Annotated in this window: 22 protein-coding genes and 3 pseudogenes; 18 read left to right on the plus strand and 7 right to left on the minus strand. The window is 42.9% G+C overall.

The window, feature by feature from the left end; genetic code table 11:
• Nucleotides 1-50 precede the first annotated feature (50 nt).
• The 3 genes from ACE3JL_RS03955 (at nt 51) to ACE3JL_RS03965 (ending at nt 2,869) form a co-directional block, all read left to right on the plus strand.
• Nucleotides 51-848, plus strand: coding sequence for a hypothetical protein (locus tag ACE3JL_RS03955; RefSeq protein WP_271988470.1), 798 nt, complete (start codon nt 51-53; stop codon nt 846-848).
• 671 nt (nt 849-1,519) lie between these two features.
• Complete coding sequence (gene folP, locus ACE3JL_RS03960) at nt 1,520-2,362, plus strand: dihydropteroate synthase (RefSeq protein WP_271988471.1); 843 nt, start codon at nt 1,520-1,522, stop codon at nt 2,360-2,362.
• Between the two features lie 48 nt (nt 2,363-2,410).
• Nucleotides 2,411-2,869, plus strand: a complete 459-nt coding sequence (locus ACE3JL_RS03965; RefSeq protein ID WP_002758047.1) for a cupin domain-containing protein — start codon at nt 2,411-2,413, stop codon at nt 2,867-2,869.
• 508 nt (nt 2,870-3,377) lie between these two features.
• On the opposite strand, the gene ACE3JL_RS03970 is transcribed toward ACE3JL_RS03965, so the two are convergent.
• The 5 genes and pseudogenes from ACE3JL_RS03970 to ACE3JL_RS03990 all read right to left on the minus strand — a co-directional run bounded on the left by ACE3JL_RS03970 (nt 3,378) and on the right by ACE3JL_RS03990 (nt 7,363).
• On the minus strand, nt 3,378-4,250 hold the full coding sequence (locus ACE3JL_RS03970) for an Rpn family recombination-promoting nuclease/putative transposase (protein WP_375328892.1): 873 nt from the start codon (nt 4,248-4,250) through the stop codon (nt 3,378-3,380).
• A gap of 96 nt (nt 4,251-4,346) precedes the next feature.
• Nucleotides 4,347-4,592: pseudogene (locus tag ACE3JL_RS03975) on the minus strand (flagellar assembly protein H); the annotation flags it as partial.
• A gap of 32 nt (nt 4,593-4,624) precedes the next feature.
• Nucleotides 4,625-5,185 (minus strand): annotated as a pseudogene (locus tag ACE3JL_RS03980) (DUF2887 domain-containing protein); the annotation flags it as partial.
• A gap of 325 nt (nt 5,186-5,510) precedes the next feature.
• A pseudogene (locus tag ACE3JL_RS03985) lies at nt 5,511-6,759 on the minus strand (ISNCY family transposase).
• Nucleotides 6,760-6,994: 235 nt separating this feature from the next.
• Nucleotides 6,995-7,363 (minus strand): Rpn family recombination-promoting nuclease/putative transposase, encoded by a 369-nt coding sequence (locus tag ACE3JL_RS03990; RefSeq protein ID WP_375328893.1) that lies wholly within the window; start codon nt 7,361-7,363, stop codon nt 6,995-6,997.
• Nucleotides 7,364-7,403: 40 nt separating this feature from the next.
• Between ACE3JL_RS03990 and ACE3JL_RS03995 the strand changes: the two genes are divergently transcribed.
• The 14 genes from ACE3JL_RS03995 (at nt 7,404) to ACE3JL_RS04060 (ending at nt 19,545) form a co-directional block, all read left to right on the plus strand.
• Nucleotides 7,404-8,291, plus strand: coding sequence for an LD-carboxypeptidase (locus tag ACE3JL_RS03995; RefSeq protein ID WP_375328894.1), 888 nt, complete (start codon nt 7,404-7,406; stop codon nt 8,289-8,291).
• A 64-nt stretch (nt 8,292-8,355) separates the two neighbouring features.
• On the plus strand, nt 8,356-9,333 hold the full coding sequence (locus ACE3JL_RS04000) for an SDR family oxidoreductase (RefSeq protein ID WP_375328895.1): 978 nt from the start codon (nt 8,356-8,358) through the stop codon (nt 9,331-9,333).
• Nucleotides 9,334-9,356: 23 nt separating this feature from the next.
• A complete protein-coding gene (locus ACE3JL_RS04005) occupies nt 9,357-10,274 on the plus strand; it encodes an NAD(+) kinase (protein WP_158198466.1) in 918 nt (305 codons plus the stop codon).
• Nucleotides 10,275-10,395: 121 nt separating this feature from the next.
• The gene (locus ACE3JL_RS04010) at nt 10,396-11,184 is read left to right on the plus strand and encodes an ion transporter (protein WP_271988076.1); all 789 of its coding nucleotides are present in this window, start codon (nt 10,396-10,398) and stop codon (nt 11,182-11,184) included.
• A 512-nt stretch (nt 11,185-11,696) separates the two neighbouring features.
• On the plus strand, nt 11,697-12,059 hold the full coding sequence (locus ACE3JL_RS04015) for an ATP synthase subunit I (protein ID WP_150978544.1): 363 nt from the start codon (nt 11,697-11,699) through the stop codon (nt 12,057-12,059).
• A gap of 58 nt (nt 12,060-12,117) precedes the next feature.
• Complete coding sequence (gene atpB / locus ACE3JL_RS04020) at nt 12,118-12,867, plus strand: F0F1 ATP synthase subunit A (RefSeq protein WP_002739857.1); 750 nt, start codon at nt 12,118-12,120, stop codon at nt 12,865-12,867.
• A gap of 231 nt (nt 12,868-13,098) precedes the next feature.
• Complete coding sequence (gene atpE / locus ACE3JL_RS04025) at nt 13,099-13,344, plus strand: ATP synthase F0 subunit C (protein WP_002740068.1); 246 nt, start codon at nt 13,099-13,101, stop codon at nt 13,342-13,344.
• A gap of 229 nt (nt 13,345-13,573) precedes the next feature.
• The gene (locus ACE3JL_RS04030) at nt 13,574-14,005 is read left to right on the plus strand and encodes a F0F1 ATP synthase subunit B' (RefSeq protein WP_002740070.1); all 432 of its coding nucleotides are present in this window, start codon (nt 13,574-13,576) and stop codon (nt 14,003-14,005) included.
• Nucleotides 14,006-14,138: 133 nt separating this feature from the next.
• On the plus strand, nt 14,139-14,681 hold the full coding sequence (locus ACE3JL_RS04035; RefSeq protein ID WP_110578667.1) for a F0F1 ATP synthase subunit B: 543 nt from the start codon (nt 14,139-14,141) through the stop codon (nt 14,679-14,681).
• A complete protein-coding gene (atpH, locus tag ACE3JL_RS04040) occupies nt 14,682-15,230 on the plus strand; it encodes an ATP synthase F1 subunit delta (RefSeq protein ID WP_002769606.1) in 549 nt (182 codons plus the stop codon).
• Between the two features lie 68 nt (nt 15,231-15,298).
• A complete protein-coding gene (gene atpA, locus ACE3JL_RS04045; protein ID WP_110578666.1) occupies nt 15,299-16,807 on the plus strand; it encodes a F0F1 ATP synthase subunit alpha in 1,509 nt (502 codons plus the stop codon).
• A 191-nt stretch (nt 16,808-16,998) separates the two neighbouring features.
• The gene (locus ACE3JL_RS04050) at nt 16,999-17,946 is read left to right on the plus strand and encodes a F0F1 ATP synthase subunit gamma (protein ID WP_002750073.1); all 948 of its coding nucleotides are present in this window, start codon (nt 16,999-17,001) and stop codon (nt 17,944-17,946) included.
• A gap of 385 nt (nt 17,947-18,331) precedes the next feature.
• Nucleotides 18,332-18,970, plus strand: coding sequence for a MotA/TolQ/ExbB proton channel family protein (locus tag ACE3JL_RS04055; protein ID WP_024968580.1), 639 nt, complete (start codon nt 18,332-18,334; stop codon nt 18,968-18,970).
• 5 nt (nt 18,971-18,975) lie between these two features.
• Nucleotides 18,976-19,545 (plus strand): biopolymer transporter ExbD, encoded by a 570-nt coding sequence (locus tag ACE3JL_RS04060; RefSeq protein WP_271988079.1) that lies wholly within the window; start codon nt 18,976-18,978, stop codon nt 19,543-19,545.
• On the opposite strand, the gene ACE3JL_RS04065 is transcribed toward ACE3JL_RS04060, so the two are convergent.
• Nucleotides 19,546-19,896 carry a hypothetical protein gene (locus ACE3JL_RS04065; protein WP_271988081.1) on the minus strand — a complete coding sequence of 117 codons (351 nt, stop codon included), beginning with the start codon at nt 19,894-19,896 and terminating at the stop codon, nt 19,546-19,548. It abuts the gene before it with no gap.
• Nucleotides 19,897-20,413: 517 nt separating this feature from the next.
• On the opposite strand from ACE3JL_RS04065, the gene ACE3JL_RS04070 reads away from it, so the two are divergent.
• Nucleotides 20,414-21,607: an NAD(P)/FAD-dependent oxidoreductase gene (locus ACE3JL_RS04070; protein ID WP_375328896.1), complete on the plus strand. Its 1,194-nt coding sequence runs from the start codon at nt 20,414-20,416 to the stop codon at nt 21,605-21,607.
• On the opposite strand, the gene ACE3JL_RS04075 is transcribed toward ACE3JL_RS04070, so the two are convergent.
• Entirely contained in the window at nt 21,587-22,006 is a 420-nt protein-coding gene (locus ACE3JL_RS04075; protein ID WP_375328897.1) for a GAF domain-containing protein, read from the minus strand. The two genes, ACE3JL_RS04070 and ACE3JL_RS04075, sit on opposite strands and share 21 nt — an antisense overlap.
• Nucleotides 22,007-22,028: the final 22 nt, after the last annotated feature.

Consider the following 22,028-nt stretch of genomic DNA (forward strand, 5'->3'; position numbering starts at 1 on the left):
GAAAAGAACCAAACCTCCGATTCCTCACCGATAACTGATCACGGAATTTCATGAATAACCCCTCCTCGAACTTCCATCTATTCGGACGCTTTCTTAGCGGGTTATTTAGCTGGAAAATTTGGTTATTTCTCCAGATATTTCAAGGGAGTAAAAGCTTTTATCGATTGCTGTATCATTATTTATATCGTCGTCCTAAAATCGATCGCATTCTCGGTAGCGATGTTATCTATATTCCTGATAAAAAACTTTATAGTATTCCCCTCGATGTGCTGAAAATGGAGCAGCAAATGGTTAATAGTGATCGCCAGCAGTTGACTTCTATTACTACTTGGAAAGTTAAAACAATTCATCCCACCATCACTGAAACCGAGATTCAATTTCACGATATTACGGTCGATTTACCACAGGTACACCTAATCAAATCAGACCTTAATAACTACGATTATACTAACACTCGACGCTTGGCTCCTCTGGTGAAAACCCTGCTTTTTGAAATTAACCCCAAAATTGCCAGTTTAGTAGAAAAGAAAAATCAATTCCATAGACTGCGAAATCTGGCCGCATCTTCCGAAATTTTTCATTCACAAACCCCATTGTATGATCGAGCAATTAATCAAGTCCAGCTAATTATCGATCAAGCGGAAACTTTGAGACAAGAATGTTTAAAATTTATCCGAGAAACCCTAATCGAAAGGGAATTAGTGCAATCCGATATCGATAGCAATCTCGTTGATTGTCACCTCGATTTTGCTAGTCAATATCAACTAATTCAAGAAAAATATCAACTCTGGAAAGAAGAAGTACAAGCTTATTTTGAATTAAAAGATTCTTCTCTACTTAAAAATTAACTATCACCTTCAGTTATCAGTTATCAGTTATCAGTTATCAGTTATCAGTTATCAGTTATCAGTTATCAGTTATCAGTTATCAGTTATCAGTTATCAGTTATCAGTTATCAGTTATCAGTTATCAGTTATCAGTTATCAGTTATCAGTTATCAGTTATCAGTTATCAGTTATCAGTTATCAGTTATCAGTTATCAGTTATCAGTTATCAGTTATCAGTTATCAGTTATCAGTTATCAGTTATCAGTTATCAGTTATCAGTTATCAGTTATCAGTTATCAGTTATCAGTTATGGCTCTTCGTTACTTGGTATGGTTCGATAGGAGGCATAAATCGACTAAATCCTTATCTGGCAAGGAATTTAATTGATTAGTTCGCTTTAGATCAAAAGCAATTGACAAAAATCGCCAAATGCCTTTGTATATAAGGGTTCCATCCCTTATAACCCCCGTCCATTGCATAAGACAAACCGAAGAACCTCAGTTATCAGTTATCAGTTATCAGTTATCAGTTATCAGTTATCAGTTATCAGTTATCAGTTATCAGTTATCAGTTATCAGTTATCAGTTATCAGTTATCAGTTATCAGTTATCAGGAGATTATTTTTATTTATTCTCCCCACTTCATAATTCATAATTCATAATTCATATACTTTTTCAACAGGATTTATTATTATGTCTAATTTAACGGTAATTCGTGAACATATTTTTGCTTGGGGAAAACGCACCTATATCATGGGTGTTTTGAACGTTACTCCCGATAGTTTTAGTGATGGGGGAGAATTTGACAATGTTGAAAATGCCATGCTACAAGCGATGAAAATGATCGAGGCTGGGGCTGATATAATCGATATCGGTGGTCAATCCACCCGTCCGGGAGCGCAAGAAATTAGCCTAGAAGCAGAATTATCGCGAGTTATCCCCGTAATCACCGCTATTCGACAACAAAGTTCTATTCCTATCTCTCTCGATACCACTAGGGCGATTGTAGCAGCCCAGGGTATCGCCGCCGGGGCCGATTTGATCAATGATATTTCTGGGGGAACCTTCGATCGCCTATTATTGCCTACGGTGGCTAAATTGGCCGTTCCCATCATCCTCATGCACCTGCGAGGCAATCCGCAAACCATGCAATCACTAACACATTATGATGATTTAGTCAAGGAAATTAAAGAATTTTTACAGGATCGCGTTAAGGAAGCTTTACAGTGGGGTATTGCTAGGGAAAATATTATCATCGATCCGGGGATTGGTTTCGCCAAAACTGGAAGACAAAATCTTGAGTTATTGCGAGAATTAGGGCAATTTCGGGATTTAGATTTACCTATTTTAATTGGATTGTCGAGAAAACGCTTTATCGGCGAGATTACAGGCAAAGATGACCCAAAAGAACGAGTTTTCGGAACGGCGGCGGCCTGTGCTATAGCGATCGCTAAGGGGTCCGATATCCTGCGGGTTCATGATGTGGCCGCGATCGTAGATGTGAGGAAAGTGGTGGACGCAATCGAGCGAAGTTGAAAATTTTTGCTAGTCTTAGAATCATCCACAGTTCGATCGAAATTAGCGATGAATAGCCAACTAACCAGCGATCATTGTATGTTACCCGTGATTCGATCTCCCCGGGATTATCAAGTTTTTCGCATTAGCGCTGGGGATACGAATCGTTTAGCGATCGTCTTCGATTCTACCGTAGCGGGGGATTCCTTGACCGTCTGTGTGGAAATTTTCGATCCCCACGGTCGCACCCCTACCCATCGTCATCATTTTGCGGTAGAAATGTTTTTTATCCTCAAAGGGGAGGGAATGGCTATCTGTGATGGTAAACCGATTCCCCTAGGTCCAGGGGATAGTTTATTAGTCCGTCCCACGGGTATTCACGAGATTAGAAATGTGGGGGACGGAAGACTTTATGCACTATGTTTTATGGTTCCCAATGAGGATTTTTCGGAATTAATTCGCAATGGTATCCCAGAGGAGTTAGACGCAGAAGATTTAGAGGTGTTGATGGGAACTATTAAAGGATAATCAAGCAATATCATCCCTTAAATTTTGGCCTTTTTTTCAGGAAAAGAGCGATAAAAAAGGTAAAGGTTCCTCCCAGAAGGCCGAAGATTAGCCAATTTAATCTTGGATAGCCTTTATTGATAGCGATGATTGTAGCAATGGTACCGATGAGACAATGCCAGAAAAAAAGCAACAAGAATAAATCTAAGCTCGGGGAAATATCAGCAATTAGTTTCATATTTTATCAGTAGAGCGAATAGAATCTTTCCAATGGCCGAATCCCTGCCAGTGTTATGTTTATTAACCTCTATAAGTATTTCTATTTTTTTGTCCAAGGCCATTTTGTTCCCATCTCGGTTAAAGCTGAAAAAACTAGATAGAGAATGAGAAGGGCAACACCAAAGAGAAAAGTCAATAAGTCGTTATTCATCGAGTTATCACTGATAGGTTAAAGGTCACTGATTCGCTGCTATCCATTTGTCCACTACTTAGCAATTACTGTTTTTCTAAACTGTTGAAACAGGTTTAATTATTGTTGCTGTTGTGCCAAATAGTTAAGCACTGTGTCCAGAGTTAAGTCTAAGCGTTCCGAGATTTGTTGCGGGGTTAAACCGAGGTCTTGCAGTAGAGGAATTGTTTTCAATTTTTGCAAGTTTATTCCCTGTTCAATTCCCTGTTCAATTCCCTGTTCAATTCCCTGTTCAATTCCCTGTTCAATTCCCTGTTCAATTCCCTGTTCAATTCCATCTCCAAAAGCTTCTTGATAGAAACGAGTTTGTTTTAGATCTTGTAGTTCCAACATAGCTTCAATTTCCTCTCGACTTTTTTGGGGTAACTTATAAATAATTATGGTTTCGATTAAATCAATGACATTTCTCTGCACTAAGCGATCGCTGACTTCTCTTTGAGCCTGTTTAATTAAAATCTTAGCAGAATTAACAGCTTGACTCTCACTTTCCGTAACCAATTTGATCAGAGCGATCGCTAAGGAAGGAGTCTCGTCATTTGGCAATTCATCCAGATAGATTCTTTTAACCCTTGCTAGGGATAAAAAATCGGCAAATTGCTGGGGATGTTCTCGCTCAATTTCTCGACTAGGATAAATAACAACTATCTGCCACGGTGACAAAGGTTTATACTGTCTAAGATACAGGAAAAGTTCCGAAAATAATCGATAATATAGGTCTTCATCCTTTTGAAACTGCACTTCTACCAGATAAAAGGGTGAATTTTCTAGATTATCGAGCGGCAAAAATAAACCATCTAATCGAAAAGCTAGTTGTTTGACTTCTTGGGAAGTAAATCGATAATTGCTAACAATAACATCGGGTTGAGCGATTAATTCAAAGAACGAATTGGGAAAATCGAGAAACATTCGATAGAATATGCTGTCAGTTTTCATGTCATCGCTGATAGGTTAAAGGTCACTGATTCGCTACTATCCATTTGTCCACTACTTAACAACTGCTGTTTTTCTAGACTGTTAAAACAGGATTGATCATTGTTGCTGTTGTGCCAAATAGTTAAGCACTGTTTCCAGAGTTAAGTCTAAGCGTTCCGAGATTTGTTGCGGGGTTAAACCGAGGTCTTGCAGTAGAGGAATTGTTTTCAATTTTTGCAAGTTTATTCCCTGTTCAATTCCCTGTTCAATTCCCTGTTCAATTCCATCTCCAAAAGCTTCTTGATGGAAACGAGTTTGTTTGAGGTCTTGTAGTTCCAACATAGCTTCTATTTCCTCTCGACTGCTGTTTTTCTAGACTGTTAAAACAGAATTGATCATTGTTGCTGTCGTGCCAAATAGTTAAGCACTGTGTCCAGAGTTAATTCTAAGCGTTCCGAGATTTGTTGTGGGGTTAAACCGAGGTCTTGCAGTAGAGGAATTGTTTTCAATTTTTGCAAGTTTATTCCCTGTTCAATTCCCTGTTCAATTCCCTGTTCAATTCCCTGTTCAATTCCCTGTTCAATTCCCTGTTCAATTCCATCTCCAAAAGCTTCTTGATAGAAACGAGTTTGTTTGAGGTCTTTTAGTTCTAACATAGCTTCAATTTCCTCTCGACTTTTTTGGGGTAATTTATAAATGATTATGGTTTCGATTAAATCAATGACATTTCTCTGCACTAAGCGATCGCTGACTTCTCTTTGAGCCTGTTTAATTAAAATCTTAGCAGAATTAACAGCTTGACTCTCACTTTCCGTAACCAATTTGATCAGAGCGATCGCTAAGGAAGGAGTCTCGTCATTTGGCAATTCATCCAGATAGATTCTTTTAATCCTGGCCAAGGATAAAAAATCGGCAAATTGCTGGGGATGTTCTCGCTCAATTTCTCGACTAGGATAACAGCAATTCTCATTTTGAAAACAAAAGAAGATAAAGTTCTCTTGTTCACATAGAGAACTTCTGTCTAATTATCATTTTTTTTCAAGATAATCATCATAATTAGCTTCAAGAGACAGTTTTAAAATATCTGCCCATAAAAAACTTATCTCAACTCATAAATTTAGCTGAAATTCTGACCTAATTTGTGGTTTTTTCAATGAATAAAATAATCTTTCCTTCTCTCGAAAAATTGACATTTTTAACTAGAATTTACTTTTTTAAATGGGACATATTCGGTTAGAATAAATGAGAAAAATTCCGACCAATTCTTAAACCAAATAAATTTTAATAGGGTACGAATATCATTAAAGAAAGAAGTCCTAGTTACTAATAGCTCACGAATCTTTTGATAGGTGTAATTAACTAAATCCAACACGGTATGAAATAAAAAAGCTAGTAAATTCAAAGACAATAAGAACTCGCACAAATGATTCTGACCGTGACCAAAGTTATGCTCTAAATTATAACCGTGATTTTTAAGAACGTTATTGCCTTCATTTTCAACTTTCCATCTGCTACGTCCAGCTTTGACAATTTCTTCGACATTATTTTCCGTGATTTTATGATTAGTTATCCAATTATTTTGGTAGATAGTTTTCTGGGTTTTTTCATTGATAACAGTCACTTCACACCAATTAACTTCGAGACTTGAGTCCCCCTCTCTTAAGGGAACTCTAGAAGCATAACGATAACGATAAATTAGATTTTTTCGTCCATCCCATTGTTTCTTTTCAACGGTCCTAACTTCGCCACTTTTTTCTAAAAATTCTAGCCATTCATATAAAGTTTTATGCGACGTTTCCAAACAAACAAAAATAAAATTATAACCTTGTTTTATCGCTAATTCACAAACAGGTTCGTGAGAATATAAGTCGTCTCCTAAAAGAGTTACAGGATAACCATACTTATTTTTATGATTCCTATTTAACCATCTTTTAACGGCCGCATTTTCACAGTCTTGTTTTTGATGTCCATCTTGTTTTTTAATGAATTCTGGCTCTAAATTAATTACTTGTTTTTGCTTAGGAGAAACTACTATCGGTGTGACACAGCCATGAAAATAAGTTGTAGTTCCATTTCGATGATTACGACAGTTACAATGAGGGCAATTAATTTTCTTTGATGAGAAATATTCTGTGCCATCTAACGCCACTAATATTTCTCCATCTAAGTAGAGAAACTTTTTCAAAACTCCCTTTTCTTTTAACCATTCATAGACTTTTTGAAAAGTCCTAGAGATATTAGATGCTGGCACTGGATCTAACAAATTTCTTATTTGATTATCCCCAGGAATTTTTTTAATTGAAAATAAACTTTCAGCATTATCTTTTCCCTTATTGCTTTTCATTAAACGTTGATGGTCTAAAAAAGACGGCGACTGAGTAAAAAAGACTGAAAATGCAGCCATCACGGCATCTTTTATCTCATATTTTCTATTATTTCCAGGTTTCCTCTCATCGGGTAAATCATCTAATTCTTGATGTAAAAATTGCATTAATTCCGAAATTTCTAGGGTTGCCGCTTTTTGAGCCATCTTGGAATAATTTGACGTGCTAGTGGATTTCTATCTCACCCATTTTACCTTAGCTGACAATAATTATAAATTTTTATTTCCCTTGAATTCTCTATTCTAAAAACAGAACTATCTTCCTGATTTAACCCCGTTCGTTCTCAGCCAACCTCTTTGATTGCTTGAGTATTTATACTTAATTTGTCTAGCCAATTGTTTTTTTTATTGTTCGCCTCTTCTAGAAAATAGTTGCTTCGTACTATATTTTCCCTGCCAAAATCGGGGTTAATGCTCTATTTATTTCAAAATGAGAATTGCTGCTAGGATAAATAACAACTATCTGCCAGGGTGATAAAGGTTTATACTGTCTAAGATACAGGAAAAGTTCCGAAAATAATCGATAATATAGGTCTTCATCCTTTTGAAACTGCACTTCTACCAGATAAAAGGGTGAATTTTCTAGATTATCGAGCGGCAAAAATAAACCATCTAATCGAAAAGCTAGTTGTTTGACTTCTTGGGAAGTAAATCGATAATTGCTAACCCTAGCATCGGGTCGCTCAATTAATTCAAAGAACGAATCGGGAAAATCGAGAAACATTCGATAGAATATGCTGTCAGTTTTCATGCTGTCACAAAATTACCTGTAATTTCCGCTTAATCTGCCTATGATCATCCCATCCTTTCTGCAACCCGGTGCTAAAGTTTCTCTGGTGGCCACCAGTGGTGCCGTCAAGGAATTAGCCTCCCTCGAAAAAGGCGTAGAAATCTGGCGATCGAGGGGTTATCAAGTGGAATTTAGCGAGAATTGGTCGAATCGTCTCGGTTATCTCGCCGGTAGCGACGAGGAACGTCGTCAAGCTTTAGCCCAAGCATGGCAAGCTCCCGATTGTCAAGCAATTCTGTGCGCGAGGGGGGGTTACGGTAGCGCTCGCCTCTTGGAAAATTGGACATGGGCAAAAACTAACCCAAAATGGTTAATCGGTTTTTCCGACGTGACGGGGATTTTATGGAGTTTAGCGAAACAGGGCATTTGTAGCGTTCACGGGCCAGTTTTAACCACCTTAGCCCAAGAAAGTCCCCAATCAATCGATCGCCTCTTTTCTCTTCTGGAAGGTCGTCCTTTAGCCCCTCTTGTCGGTCAAGGTTGGGGTGGGGGCAAAGTGCGGGGACGCTTATTACCAGCTAATTTAACCGTAGCCACCCACCTCCTCGGAACCTCGGTTCAACCCACCCTAGAGGGGGTAATTTTAGCCCTAGAGGACGTAACCGAGGCCCCGTACCGGATCGATCGAATGTTAACTCAGTGGCGAATGCTGGGCATTTTCTCGCAAATTAAAGCCATTGCTCTCGGTCGTTTTAGCCGTTGTCTGGCAGCCCCCGGTAGTGATAGTCAAACCGTAGAGGAAGTCTTAAAAGAGCGTTTGGGCGATTTAGGCATTGCGGTTATTGCTGAGTTACCTTTCGGTCATGATGGCGATAATGCCGCTTTACCAGTGGGAACAATGGTAGAACTGGACGGGGATCGGGGAATCTTAGAATTTTTCTATCCCTAATGAGCCACTTTTTTGATACTATCTTAGAGAAGTGTTAACAAATGTAACAAAAAATTAATTATAGATGAAAGTATTAGTTATCGGTGCGACGGGAACCCTAGGACGACAGATCGTGCGTCATGCTATCGATCAGGGACATAAAGTGCGTTGTTTGGTCCGCAGTCAGAGAAAAGCGGCTTTTTTGAAGGAATGGGGCGCGGAATTAGTCGGGGGAACCCTGCGGGATAAGAGTACCATTATTACCGCTTTAGAGGGAATGGACGCGGTGATCGATGCCGCTACGGCCCGGGCGACGGACTCAGCCAGCATTAAACAGGTGGATTGGGATGGTAAAGTTAATCTGATTCAAGCGGCCAAAACTGCGGGAGTAGATCGCTTTATTTTCTTTTCGATTCTCAATGCCGAAAAATATCCCAACGTGCCTTTGATGGAGATAAAACGCTGTGCCGAGAAATTTCTAGCAGAATCGGGTTTAAAATATACAATTCTCCGTCCCTGTGGCTTTATGCAGGGTTTAATCGGCCAATACGCCATCCCGATGTTAGATAATCAAACCGTCTGGATCACGGGGGAAAGTACAGCGATCGCCTACATGGACACCCAAGATATCGCTAAATTCGCCGTTCGCGCTTTAGAGGTCCCCGAAACCGTCGGTCAGTCCTATCCCGTGGTCGGCAGCAAAGCTTGGAAAGCTGAAGAAATTATCGAAGTTTGCGAGCGCCTATCGGCTAAAGAGGGGAAAATTTGGCGTTTACCCATGGGATTACTGCGTTTTATGCGAGGAATAACCCGTTGTTTCCAATGGACTTATAATATATCTGACCGACTAGCTTTTGCGGAAGTTCTCGCTAGTGGTCAAGCTCTTGATGCCCCCATGGCAGAAGTTTATCAAGTATTTGGCCTTGATCCGAGTCAAACAACTACTTTAGAATCCTATTTACAAGAATACTTTAGCCGCATTCTCAAGAAGCTCAAGGAAATCGACTTCGAGAAACAAAAAGCTCAGAAGAAGAAGAAAACCCCTTTCAAAAAGAAAGCGTGAACCAGCAGTAGGAAAATTTGTCAATGCCCAAAATCGGCATTATTTACAACGATATTAAGCCTATCGCTTGTAAAACAGCCCATCAGATACAAGATCAGCTACTTTCTTTAGGTTGGCAGGTGTTTATGGCTACCGGCAGCGGTGGCCTGCTAGGCCATTCTAAACCCTCTCGTCCCGTTTGTTTTACCCCGATCGATCAGTTAGTCCCCCCCCATTTCGAGCAAGATTTAAGTTTTGCGATCGTGCTGGGTGGCGATGGTACAGTCCTATCGGCGGCCCGGCAGTTGGCCACCCTCAATTTGCCCCTGTTAACGGTCAATACGGGACACATGGGCTTTTTGACCGAAATTTACCTAAATCAGCTTGAACCCGCCCTAGAGCAGGTTTTAGAGGGGAAATACACCATCGAAAATCGCTCGATGATCACGGTGCGACTGTTTCGCGAAGATACCCTCCTCTGGGAGGCACTTTCTCTCAATGAGGTAGTCGTCCACCGGGAACCCCTCACCAGTATGTGTCATTTTGAGATTCAAATTGGTGAACACGCACCCGTCGATATCGCTGCTGATGGGGTGATTCTCTCCACTCCCACGGGTTCTACTGCCTATGCTCTCAGCGCCGGTGGCCCGGTAATAACTCCCGATGTGCCGGTATTACAATTAGCCCCCATTTGTCCCCATTCTTTAGCTTCCAGATCCTTGGTATTTTCTGACAAGGAAACAGTAAATATTTTTCCAGCAACTGCTAATCGGATGGTGATGGTAGTGGACGGTAATGGCGGTTCTTATATCTTGCCAGAAGATCGAATTAATGTGCAGAAATCGCCTCACCAAGTCCATTTTATTCGTCTGCAATCAACGGAATTCTTCCGCATCCTCCGAGAAAAATTGGGTTGGGGTTTGCCTCATATTGCTAAACCAACTTCGGTGGAATTACCTTAATCAGTTATCAGTTATCAGTTATCAGTTATCAGTTATCAGATGTAAGTTATCAGATGTAAGTTATCAGATGTAAGTTTTCAGTTGACTGATTACTGGTTGCTGTTTACTGATCGCTGAATTTATGCTCTCTTTTCGCGCCAAAATAGCTTTTTATTTAGAGGATGTCACCACGGCGATCGGACTGACGGTAAATCTGCTTATCCTAGCATTAATTTTACTCTCATTGGGGATTTATGTGGCTCAAACCTATCCCTTATCCGCCACTTGGCAAATGTGGTTACGTCAGCTTGATTGGGGAATTTTAAGCTTATTTTCCCTAGAGTATTTAATTAGGTTTTGGTGTGCGGAATCAAAACTAGGCTTTGTTTTTAATATTTTTTCGATCCTAGATTTATTGTCAATTCTGCCCCTATTCTTTGGATTTTTTGATATTAGGTTTTTTAGAATTTTTCGCTGGTTTAGAATTCTGCGAGTGATTCGTTTTTTTGGCTCCGATCTTTCTATTTTTCAAATTAAAACTTCCGATCAGATAGTATTTATTCGCATATTACTAACTCTATTTTCGATTATTTTTGTCTATGCTGGTTTAATTTATCAGATCGAACACCCAATTAATCCCCAAGTTTATCGGACATTTTTTGATGCTTTTTACTTCGCCGTTGTGACCATGACTACCGTGGGATTTGGGGATGTGACTCCCCTTTCCGATGGGGGCAAAATGGTGACAGTTTTAATGATTTTAACGGGAGTTTTATTAATTCCATTACAAATTAGCACTCTGACTAAACAACTATTAAAATCTGGCACTCAAACTGATTATCCTTGTCCAGATTGTAGTTTACCCCGTCACGATATAGATGCCAATTTTTGTAAAAACTGTGGCGCAAAACTCTTAAAAAAACCTGATTGAGACTAATTCTGGGGAAATGGGGAAGTGGGGAGCTTTTCAGTGTTGCCAAAGGCACGGCGTAGCCGTCCAGTAAACAGTAATCAGTAATCAGTGAACTGGAAAAGCTCTCTTGGATATTGGCTGAAAAATGTTCACAATGTCACATTATAGGCGCAAGCAGTTGGATAAACTCACTGACCACGTTGCGCCCCTACATTGCACCTGTGTGATTGGTAGGGACCTATAGCCTACGCTCTTTCTTCGATAAGAGCTGCTCATCACTATAACCCCAAGAGAGCCACTGATAACTGATTCAAGGCTGATGGCTGAGAGCGGGGGGAATCATGACAATTTACAATTGCTTAATAATTGTTGCCGCTGCCGTGATAATATGTCTTGTGGCTTACCTGAGCGTCATAGCTGGGAAAGCAATCCAGATATTGAGATTAGTCTATCGCTGATTTAGGTGTACCTTGTCTGATCCATCGATCGAATCTCCCCCAACCCCAGAAACCACCCCGCCGTCAGATCCGATGCGGGAATACTATCAACTACAAAACACCCTATTGATCACCACCCTGATCTTAAGCGGTGTGATCTTTATCCCCGTGTGCTTGTTTTATTCCCTCAATACCGCCCTTAATTACCTATTAGGGGCAATGGTGGGAGTTGTTTACCTAAAACTCCTCGCCGGGGAAGTGGAAAAATTGGGGGTAACGAAAAATCGGGTAGGCAAAAAAGGATTAGCCCTATTCGCTGGATTAATCATCATCGCCAGTCGTTGGCAAGAACTGCACATAGTGCCAGTTTTTTTGGGTTTTTTAACCTATAAAGGCGCGATCATCGTCTATACCCTGCAAACCATCTTCAAGCTGGAGCAGAAAGCCGATTCCTAAACCTTTTGTCCGTTAAAAATAACCCTGATTTGCGAAACCGAATCTCTCCAAGGTGGAAATGTTAGACAGTTTAAGTGTGCTTAATTTTTATAGCCTCGCTTCCCTGGAAGTGGGACAACACTGGTACTGGCACATCGGCGGACTAAAAATTCACGGGCAAGTGATCGCGGTCTCCTGGATCGTCTTCGCTATCTTAATCATCGCCTCGATCGCCGCTACCCGCAAAATCCAGAAAGTCCCTAGCGGTATTCAAAACCTCATGGAGTACGTTCTCGAATTTCTGCGCGATTTAGCCAAAAACCAGCTAGGAGAAAAGGAATATCGACCCTGGTTGCCCTTCATCGGCACCCTATTTTTATTTATCTTCGTTTCTAACTGGTTAGGGGCCTTGATTCCTTGGAAGTTAATCGAACTGCCCGAAGGAGAATTAGCCGCCCCCACTAACGACATCAATACCACGGTGGCGTTAGCCCTACTGACTTCCCTCGCTTACTTCTACGCAGGCATCAGTAAAAAAGGACTCGGTTACTTCGCTCACTACCTAGAGCCGATTCCCGTGCTATTACCGATCAAAATTTTAGAAGACTTTACCAAACCCCTCTCCCTCAGCTTCCGTCTTTTCGGAAACATCCTCGCAGATGAGTTGGTAGTAGCCGTATTAGTCTTCCTTGTCCCCCTAGTCGTACCCCTACCCCTGATGGCTCTCGGTTTATTTACCAGCGCTATTCAGGCCCTTGTCTTCGCCACCCTTGCTGGGGCCTATATCCATGAGGCCCTGGAATCGGAACACGAAGAGGAACACGCTTAAAAGCGAGGGACGAAAAAAAGAAAAATTTCTTAGGAAAAAGTGTCCAAATAATAGGATAATAACTAAGAAATTATTGGTCGAATTCAGGATGAGCAACTGAATTCCAGGATCGTTCTTTCCCAAAAACTCTTTCGGGAGTTTTGAGCAGAAAACCAGCCATTTTTTGAGGCTGAGAACGCGCTCTGTAAACAACAGATTGAAATTGATTAGTAAATAGAGGAAAAAATCACCATGAACCCCACAGTAGCTGCCGCTTCCGTTATCGCCGCCGCCCTCGCCGTTGGTTTAGCCGCTATCGGCCCCGGTGTTGGTCAAGGTACTGCTTCTGGAGAAGCTGTTTCCGGTATCGCCCGTCAACCCGAAGCTGAAGGAAGAATTCGTGGTACCCTTCTCCTCAGCTTGGCATTCATGGAATCCTTAACCATCTACGGCTTGGTTATCGCTCTCGTTTTACTGTTCGCTAACCCCTTCGCCTAATTAAAAAAGCAGTGGGCTATCAGCCCCCAGTCCCCAGCTTGGCAGCAGAGTTTTAAAAACTCGAAAAAACGCCAAGGGAGCCAACTAAAAAATCTGGTTTTTGGGACGGAAGGCTGATAGCTAATTAAGGGAATTTTAGTGATTACCCCTGACTGTTTACTTTTAAAGCAGGGGGATCATCTTCCTTTTTTGAACCTGTCTATAGCTTCTATTTATCAGGAATAAATCAATGTTTGATTTCGATGCCACCCTGCCAGTGATGGCACTACAGTTTATTCTTTTGGCAGTGATCCTGAACGCCGTTTTTTATAAACCCCTCAGTAAAGTTTTAGATGAACGGGCGGAGTATATTCGGCAAACCGAAGGCGGAGCCAAAGAACAACTAGCCAAAACCGAAGCACTGGTACAAGAGTACGAATTGCAATTAACTTCGGCTCGTAAACAATCCCAAGAGATTATCGCCCAAGCGCAAGCCGAGGCCCAAAAACTAGCCAGCGAACGAGTTGCCGCAGCCCAAAAAGAAGCGATCGCTCGTAAAGAAGCCGTCGCCGCCGAAATTGCCCAACAGAAAGAAGAAGCCTTTCGTTCTCTAGAAGGACAAGTGGCCTCTCTTTCCCGTCAAATTCTCGAAAAACTCCTCGGCCCCGAACTCGTTCGCTAAACCCCAGCCCTTGGTTAATAACAGTGATCAGTGAAAAGATAGAAGTCAGTCGTCAGAAGTTAGAAGACTGGAAACTTACCTCTGATAACTGATAACTGATAACTGAATAACCTACTCCCCGCCCTCAATAATCATGATCATCGACACAGTTTTATTATTAGCCACGGAGGCGAAGGAAGCGGCAGCAGAAGGATTCGGCATCAACACCGATATCCTAGGAACTAACCTATTTAACCTCTCAATTCTGCTCGGTTTAGTCATCTTCTACGGCCGCAAAGTTCTCGGACAAATCCTCGGAGAACGTCAGTCGAAGATTGCTGAAGCTTTAGCCGAAGCTGAAGACCGGAAAAATATTGCCGCTAACGCCCTCGCCGAAGAACAGAAAAAACTCGCCCTGGCAAAACAAGAGGCCGAAAAAATTATCAATAATGCTCGAGATAGAGCTAAAACTGTCACCACCGACATCGCCGCCCAAGCTGAACTCGATATTCAAAGAATGCGCGAAAGTGCCGCTAAAGATCTCTCAGCGGAACAGGATCGCGTTTTAGTAGAATTACGCCAAAGAATTACCGCTTTAGCCTTAGCTAACGTGGAATCCCAATTAAGCGCTGGCCTGGAAGAATCGGTACAACAAACCCTAATTGATCGCAGTTTGGCCAACCTAGGAGGTAAATAGATGCAGGGAAGTTTAATCAGTTCAGAAATAGCCGAACCCTACGCCCAAGCATTACTTTCCGTCGCCCAAAGCAGCGGACAATTAGAAGCGATCGGCGGCGAAATTAAATCCCTCTTAGAATTGTTGGAAAATGCTCCCGATCTAAGAGCTTTTATTGGCAATCCCGTCATCAAAGAAGAGGCTAAAAAAGCCGTTCTTTCCCAAGTAATGGGAACCAGTGCCAATCCCTATTTAACTAACTTCATGATGTTATTAGTCGATAAACGTCGGATTCAATTTTTAGAACCCGTTTGTCAACAATATCTCACCCTGGCCAGAGCGCTGACTAACACCGTTTTAGCGGAAGTTTCCTCGGCCACCGAATTGAACGATAGCCAAAAACAAATCGTCATCGACAAAGTGAAAACCCTAACTGGGGCAAATGTGGTCGAACTGAAAACCAAAGTTGATACCAGCCTCATCGGTGGTGTGGTGATCAAAGTCGGTTCTCAGGTCTTTGATGCCAGCATTCGCGGTCAACTACAACGCCTCAGCCTCTCCCTGCGCTAAGGTCCTCTAATCTCTCTTTTTTGCCGTTTTTTCACCTTCTAATTTTTTACTTTTTCCCAGATTAAACTATGGTAGCTATCAGACCCGACGAAATTAGCACAATTATTCGTCAACAGATCGAATCCTATAACCAAGAAGTACAGGTCTCCAACGTGGGAACCGTCCTGCAAGTGGGTGACGGTACTGCCCGCATCTACGGCCTACAACAGGCCATGTCGGGAGAACTATTAGAATTTGAAGATGGAACCGTCGGCATCGCCCTTAACCTCGAAGAAGATAACGTCGGTGCGGTGTTAATGGGTGACGGTTTCGGGATTAAAGAAGGCGGTACGGTGAAAGCTACCGGTAAAATCGCTCAGGTTCCCGTGGGTGACGCTTTAGTCGGCCGCGTCGTTGATGCTCTCGGTCGTCCCATCGACGGTAAAGGGGACATCCTCGCCAGCGAAACCCGTCTGGTGGAATCCCCCGCCCCCGGTATTGTCGCTCGCAAATCCGTCTGTGAACCGATGCAAACCGGCATCACCGCTATCGATGCCATGATTCCCGTCGGTCGCGGTCAACGGGAGTTAATTATCGGTGACAGAAAAACTGGTAAAACAGCGATCGCCATTGACACAATCATTAACCAGAAAAGCGAAGACGTGATCTGTGTCTATGTCGCCATCGGTCAAAAAGCCTCCACCGTCGCCCAAGTAATCGACACCCTCACCCAAAGAGGCGCCATGGATTACACCGTGGTGGTGGCCGCTAACGCTAACGACCCCGCCACCCTCCAGTATATCGCCCCCTACACTGGAGCTTCGATCGCCGAATACTTCATGTATAAAGGCAAAGCGACCCTAGTTATCTACGATGACCTCACCAAACAGGCTCAAGCTTATCGTCAGCTATCCCTGCTCATGCGTCGTCCTCCCGGTCGGGAAGCTTACCCCGGCGACGTTTTCTATCTCCACTCCCGTTTACTAGAACGCGCTGCTAAACTCAGCGATGCCCTCGGTGGTGGTAGCATGACCGCCCTGCCGATTATCGAAACCCAAGCCGGTGACGTTTCTGCCTACATTCCCACCAATGTAATTTCGATTACTGACGGTCAGATCTTCCTCTCCACCGACCTCTTTAACGCTGGTTTCCGTCCCGCAATTAACGCTGGTATTTCCGTATCCCGCGTGGGTTCGGCGGCCCAAACGAAAGCGATGAAGAAAGTTGCTGGTAAATTAAAACTCGAATTAGCCCAGTTTGACGAATTAGAAGCTTTTGCTCAATTCGCTTCTGACCTTGATGCGGCCACCCAAGCACAACTCGCTCGCGGTCAACGTCTGCGTCAAATCCTCAAACAACCTCAAAACTTCCCCCTCTCGGTTTGGGAACAGGTGGCGGTGGTTTATGCCGGTTTAAACGGTTATCTCGACGATATCGCCACCGATAAAGTTATCGATTTCTGCGCTGGTTTACGCGAATACCTGAAAACCAGCAAACCTCGCTACGTTGAGATCGTCAGCACTGAAAAACAACTCAACGACGAAGCGGAAGGCCTGCTCAAAGATGGTATCAATGAGTACAAACAGGCTTTTAAATAATCTTGGTAATCAGTAAATGAATGTTGGTAATGGGGGTTAGGTTTTAGGGGATGGGGTGTTGAGGTTTTGGGGTTTTGGGGTATTAGTTGAAATTTCCCGATCTCCCTATTTCCCCACCTCTCCATTCCCTCCTAAACCCTGAATCTTGACTGATGACTGATGACTGATAACTGATAACTGATAACTGAATTATGCCTAATCTCAAAGCGATTCGCGACCAAATTCAATCGGTCAAAAATACCAAAAAAATCACCGAGGCCATGCGTCTGGTGGCGGCAGCAAAAGTGCGTCGCGCCCAAGAACAAGTTCTCTGTACCCGTCCTTTTGCCGATGCCCTCGCTCAGGTACTCTATAATCTCCAAGGTCGTTTAGCCTTTAGTGATGTTAATTTACCCCTGCTGGCCCAACGGGAAGTAAAAACCGTGGCTCTGTTGGTAGTGACAGGCGATCGAGGTCTTTGTGGCGGTTATAATACTAACGTCATCCGTCGTGCCGAACAACGGATGAATGAATTAAAAGAGCAAGGGATTAACTATCAATTAGTTATTGCTGGCCGGAAAGCGGCACAGTATTTCGAGCGCCGGAATGCTCCCATTGCCGCTAAATTTATTAACCTCGAACAGATTCCCACTGCCGATGAAGCTGGCACGATTGGGGATGAATTGCTTTCCTTATTTTTATCGGAAACAGTCGATCGCGTCGAGTTGGTTTATACTCGCTTTATCTCCCTAATCAGTTCCACTCCGGTGATTCAAACCCTGTTACCTTTAACCACCCAAGGTTTAGCGGTACAGGATGACGAGATTTTCCGTTTGGTGACTAAAGAGGGAAAATTTAAGGTACAACGGGAAAAAATGGCCAGCCAACCGGCGCAGGTTTTTCCCCAAGATATGATTTTTGAGCAGAATCCCGTCCAAATCCTCGATTCTCTCCTACCTTTGTACTTAAATAACCAATTACTGCGCGCTCTCCAGGAATCGGCAGCTAGTGAATTAGCAGCCCGGATGACGGCGATGAGTAACGCCAGCGAGAACGCCAGCGAGTTAATTGGCACTTTAAGCCGTACCTACAACAAAGCGCGTCAAGCCGCTATTACGCAAGAATTGTTAGAAGTAGTGGCGGGAGCCAACGCTCTCTAGATTTAAGCCTGTTTTTCTTTTGATTATCAGTAGGAGTGATTATTTTCACTCCTTTTTTTATTTTAGCTGGCTTAATACTAAATCCAGTTATTAAAGGCTGATTATCTATTTCTCCTCTTGCCCCTTGCATGAGTAGAAAACGGGTTTCTCGGAGAAACCCGTTTTCTGTGCGTTACTCAGGGGCAATCCCTTTTCTGATATCTTCTGGCCCCTTGAAAAGCCCCATATCATCCTGTATTGTAAGTCAGCGTGATAACTATAAATGTCAATCGATTAAGCTAAATCTTAAACTATAATCCTTAAACTATAATCATTACCCGATCGCCCAGGAGGGACAAAACAACTCGTGAGTATAACTGATTTAATCCAAAAAGGCGGAGTGGCCATGTGGCCGCTGCTTTTTCTGTCTATTTTAGCTCTTAGCACTATTATCGAACGAATTTGGTTTTGGAGTCGCACCCTCCTTAGTGAAGGCCAGATTTTAAATCGTATTATGGAATCGGCCACCCGTAACTGGGACTTAGCGGCAAAAGTCGCTAGGGATTCCCGCAATCACCCCATCGGTAGCTATCTCTACGCACCCCTGCGCTTAGAAAATCCAGATCCAGAGGTTTTTCACTTTGCCCTCGAATCGGCTGCCGATGAACAATTATCCTTAATGAAACGGGGCGATAAAATCCTGGAGGCAGTCATCGCCCTTTCTCCCCTGCTAGGATTATTAGGGACAGTACTCGGTTTAATTACCTCTTTGGCCAATATTCAACTGAGTGACCTGGGAACTTCCTCCACAGCCGGAGTAACTTTAGGTATTAGTGAAGCTTTAATTTCCACCGCTACCGGCTTAATTGTCGCTATTTTTAGCCTCGCTTTCTATCGCATTTTTCAGGGACTCTGGTTCAATCAAGCTAGAATTTTTCGCAAGGCCGGCAGTGATTTAGAAATTATCTACCGTCAACGTTGGCTAGACGGAGAAGACCAACAATACGCCCTCAGTGCTAACCTAGAAAAACCCCTCGATCGCTAATAGCCATGGCCGAAACTAAATCTCTTAACCACAAAAAGCCAAAAAGTAGCCATATTACGGCTCGTCCCCTGAAATTATGGCATGATCAACACCGCATTCAAGAGGATGTGCAGGTTAACATCATTCCCTTGATCGATGTAATTTTCTGTATTCTCACCTTCTTTATTCTCGGTGCAGTGGGATTATCTCGCCAACAGGCTATCAGTCTTGATTTACCGAAAGCTAGTACCGCCACCACCCCGATGCGGGAAATGTTGGTGGTTAGTCTCGATGATTTCGGACAACTCTACGTCGAAAAACAGATGGTGACTCGCCCCCAGTTATTCGAGGCGATTAAGAATTATCATCAATATAGTCCCAATGGACTGATGGTACTGAATGCTTCCCGTAATGCCAGTTATAACGAAGTGGTTGGGGTTTTAGATCTGCTGCGACAGGTGGGCGGTGATCGCGTGGCTTTAGCTACTCTATCGGGGGAAGCTAACAATCCCACAATAGAAAATAGTAATCCTTTGCCCAATTTACCGACTAACCCCACCTTACCCAGTTTACCCAATCCTCTAGGCAGAAATTAACTAGGAATGGATGCGATAGCTGAGTAATTGTTCTTCGAGAGCTGCAATGCGATTGTAGGCTGCCGTCAATTGTGCGGTTAATCGGCGAATTTGGATTTCATCGGAAAAAGAATTATCGCCATTGACAGTCGGGGATTGTTTGCCACCGTGATCTCGGAGAATATCTTTGTGATCGTAGAGGCTATTATCGGATAACTCGGAAAAACCAACTATTTCTAGCGATTCTCGCGGGGAACGACTCGATTTCTCCCCAGCTAGGATAGCAATTTGCCGGCTGAGGCTTTCGACAATATCCTGTAGATGATCGACTTTCCGATCAAGACTGATAATCTGTTGTTGTAGTCCATTCATGCAATTACCTGGGGATAAAGGAGGCTTCCCCTCTATGCTAGGCTCTGGGAGAAATGGACTATAACAATTTATGATTGATTTAACGATTCCTTTACTACCCTTAACTAATCTTCATATATTGCCCCAGTCAACCGGCTGCCCCCGATAGCACTTCTATTAGAAATTAAGGTAAGCTGTTGAGCAGTAAGCCTCGATTTTAAGGAACTAAATTATGTTTAAAAATTGGTCTTTCGATGATTGGATGAATCATATCCTTTTTCTGGCTACAATTTTGGCTTTGCTGACGATTTGGCTGGGTAGATAAATAAAAACTATTTTTCTTTCCTTGCTTTACCGAAAATTTGGGTTTAAGTTTCCCCGTCCATTTTACGGCAGGGAGTGTCAAAATAAGAAACAAAACCCTCAGCGATCGATAAGTACCTAAGCAAAATTAATTACACATTTCGATAAAGCTTTTGCCTCTTGCCTATTGCCTCTTGCCTATCTTCACTAGGAAATTTATTTTGCACGACTACTTATGACTGACTCAAACCCAAAAATTTGTATTCTCGGTGGTGGTTTTGGTGGACTCTATACTGCTTTACGTTTGAGTCAATTGCCTTGGCAAGATCAACACCCCCCCCAAATTACCTTAATTGATAAAAGCGATCGCTTTTTATTTTCTCCCCTTCTCTACGAATTAGTCACCTCAGAACTACAATCTTGGGAAATTGCTCCCCCTTTCAGCGAATTACTCGCCAATACCCCCGTTAACTTCCAACAGGGAACCGTCACGGCGATCGATGTTAATAATCATAAAATAACCCTTGACAATCAAAACGATATATGCTATGACCGCCTCGTGATCGCCCTCGGTGGTCAATCTTCCCTTGAATTCCTACCCGGGGCCAGAACCCACGCTATCCCCTTTCGTAGTCTAGAGGATGCCTATCGTCTTCGGGATCGACTTAAAACCCTAGAACAATCCGATCGCGATAAAATCCGGGTCGCCATTATCGGGGGCGGTTATAGCGGCGTAGAATTAGCCTGTAAGCTGGCCGATCGTCTCGGAGAAAGGGGAAGAATTCGTCTGATCGAAAGAAATAGCGATATACTTGGCCCTTCAACCCAATTTAACCGCGACACCGCCAAAAAAGCCCTAGAAAAACGTCTAGTTTGGTTAGACCTAGAAACCACCGTCGCCGACATCCAAGCTGATTGCCTCTCCCTTGACTACAAAGGACAGATCGACAATATCCCCGTTGATCTAATTCTCTGGACCGTTAGTCCGATCGCCTCTCCACTGATCGCTAATTTGCCCATAGCACATAGTGAGCGCAAATTACTAAAAGTTAATCAATATTTACAAACTGTCGAAAACCCCAGCATCTACGCGATCGGCGATGCGGCCGATAGTCGCGACCAAGAGGATAAACCATACGCTGCCACGGCCCAAGTGGCCCTTCAACAGTCCGACTACTGCGCTTGGAATATTTGGGCGAGTTTCCACGATAAACCGGCTTTACCCTTCCGTTATCAACCTTTAGGCGAAATGTTGACCCTCGGCATCGATGAGGCTACGATTAGCGGTTTAGGACTAGAATTAGCCGGTCCCCTTGCCCATCTTACCCGTCGCTTAGTCTATCTCTACCGTCTGCCCACCCTTAACCATCAAATCGCCGTAGCATTCAACTGGATTACCCAACCGCTTCTATCCCTCATTTCTGAATAGCGAGTTCAGATATTCCTCCACTAATAAACTATCTCGATCGGTCAATTCCTGACCATCGAGACGGTTTAAAAGCATTACTGCGCCAAATAACTGATTATTAACTCTAATTGGCACAGCTAAAGCCGTTTTTATCCCCAAAGCGACGGCTATATCCTGACGAATGCGATTATCTCCTAGAGTTTGTCCCACCACCACCGGACAACTCCCCTGGTAAACCACCGTACACAATCCCGACGTGGCAATATTACCCCTTTTGCCCACAATTGCCCCGGTGTTTTTACCCGCACCCGCCCGATAATAAATACTATCACCGTCAAATTCGGCAATGATAACCGTTTCTGTTGGAATTAAACCTAAAATTTCTTCAGCAATGCGATCGAGATTAGTTAATTTTTCCATAATGGTTTAGGGGTTGAGGAAA

Origin of the sequence: Microcystis sp. BLCC-F210, assembly GCF_042134685.1 — a bacterium.
Classification (GTDB): Bacteria; Cyanobacteriota; Cyanobacteriia; order Cyanobacteriales; family Microcystaceae; genus Microcystis; species Microcystis aeruginosa_D.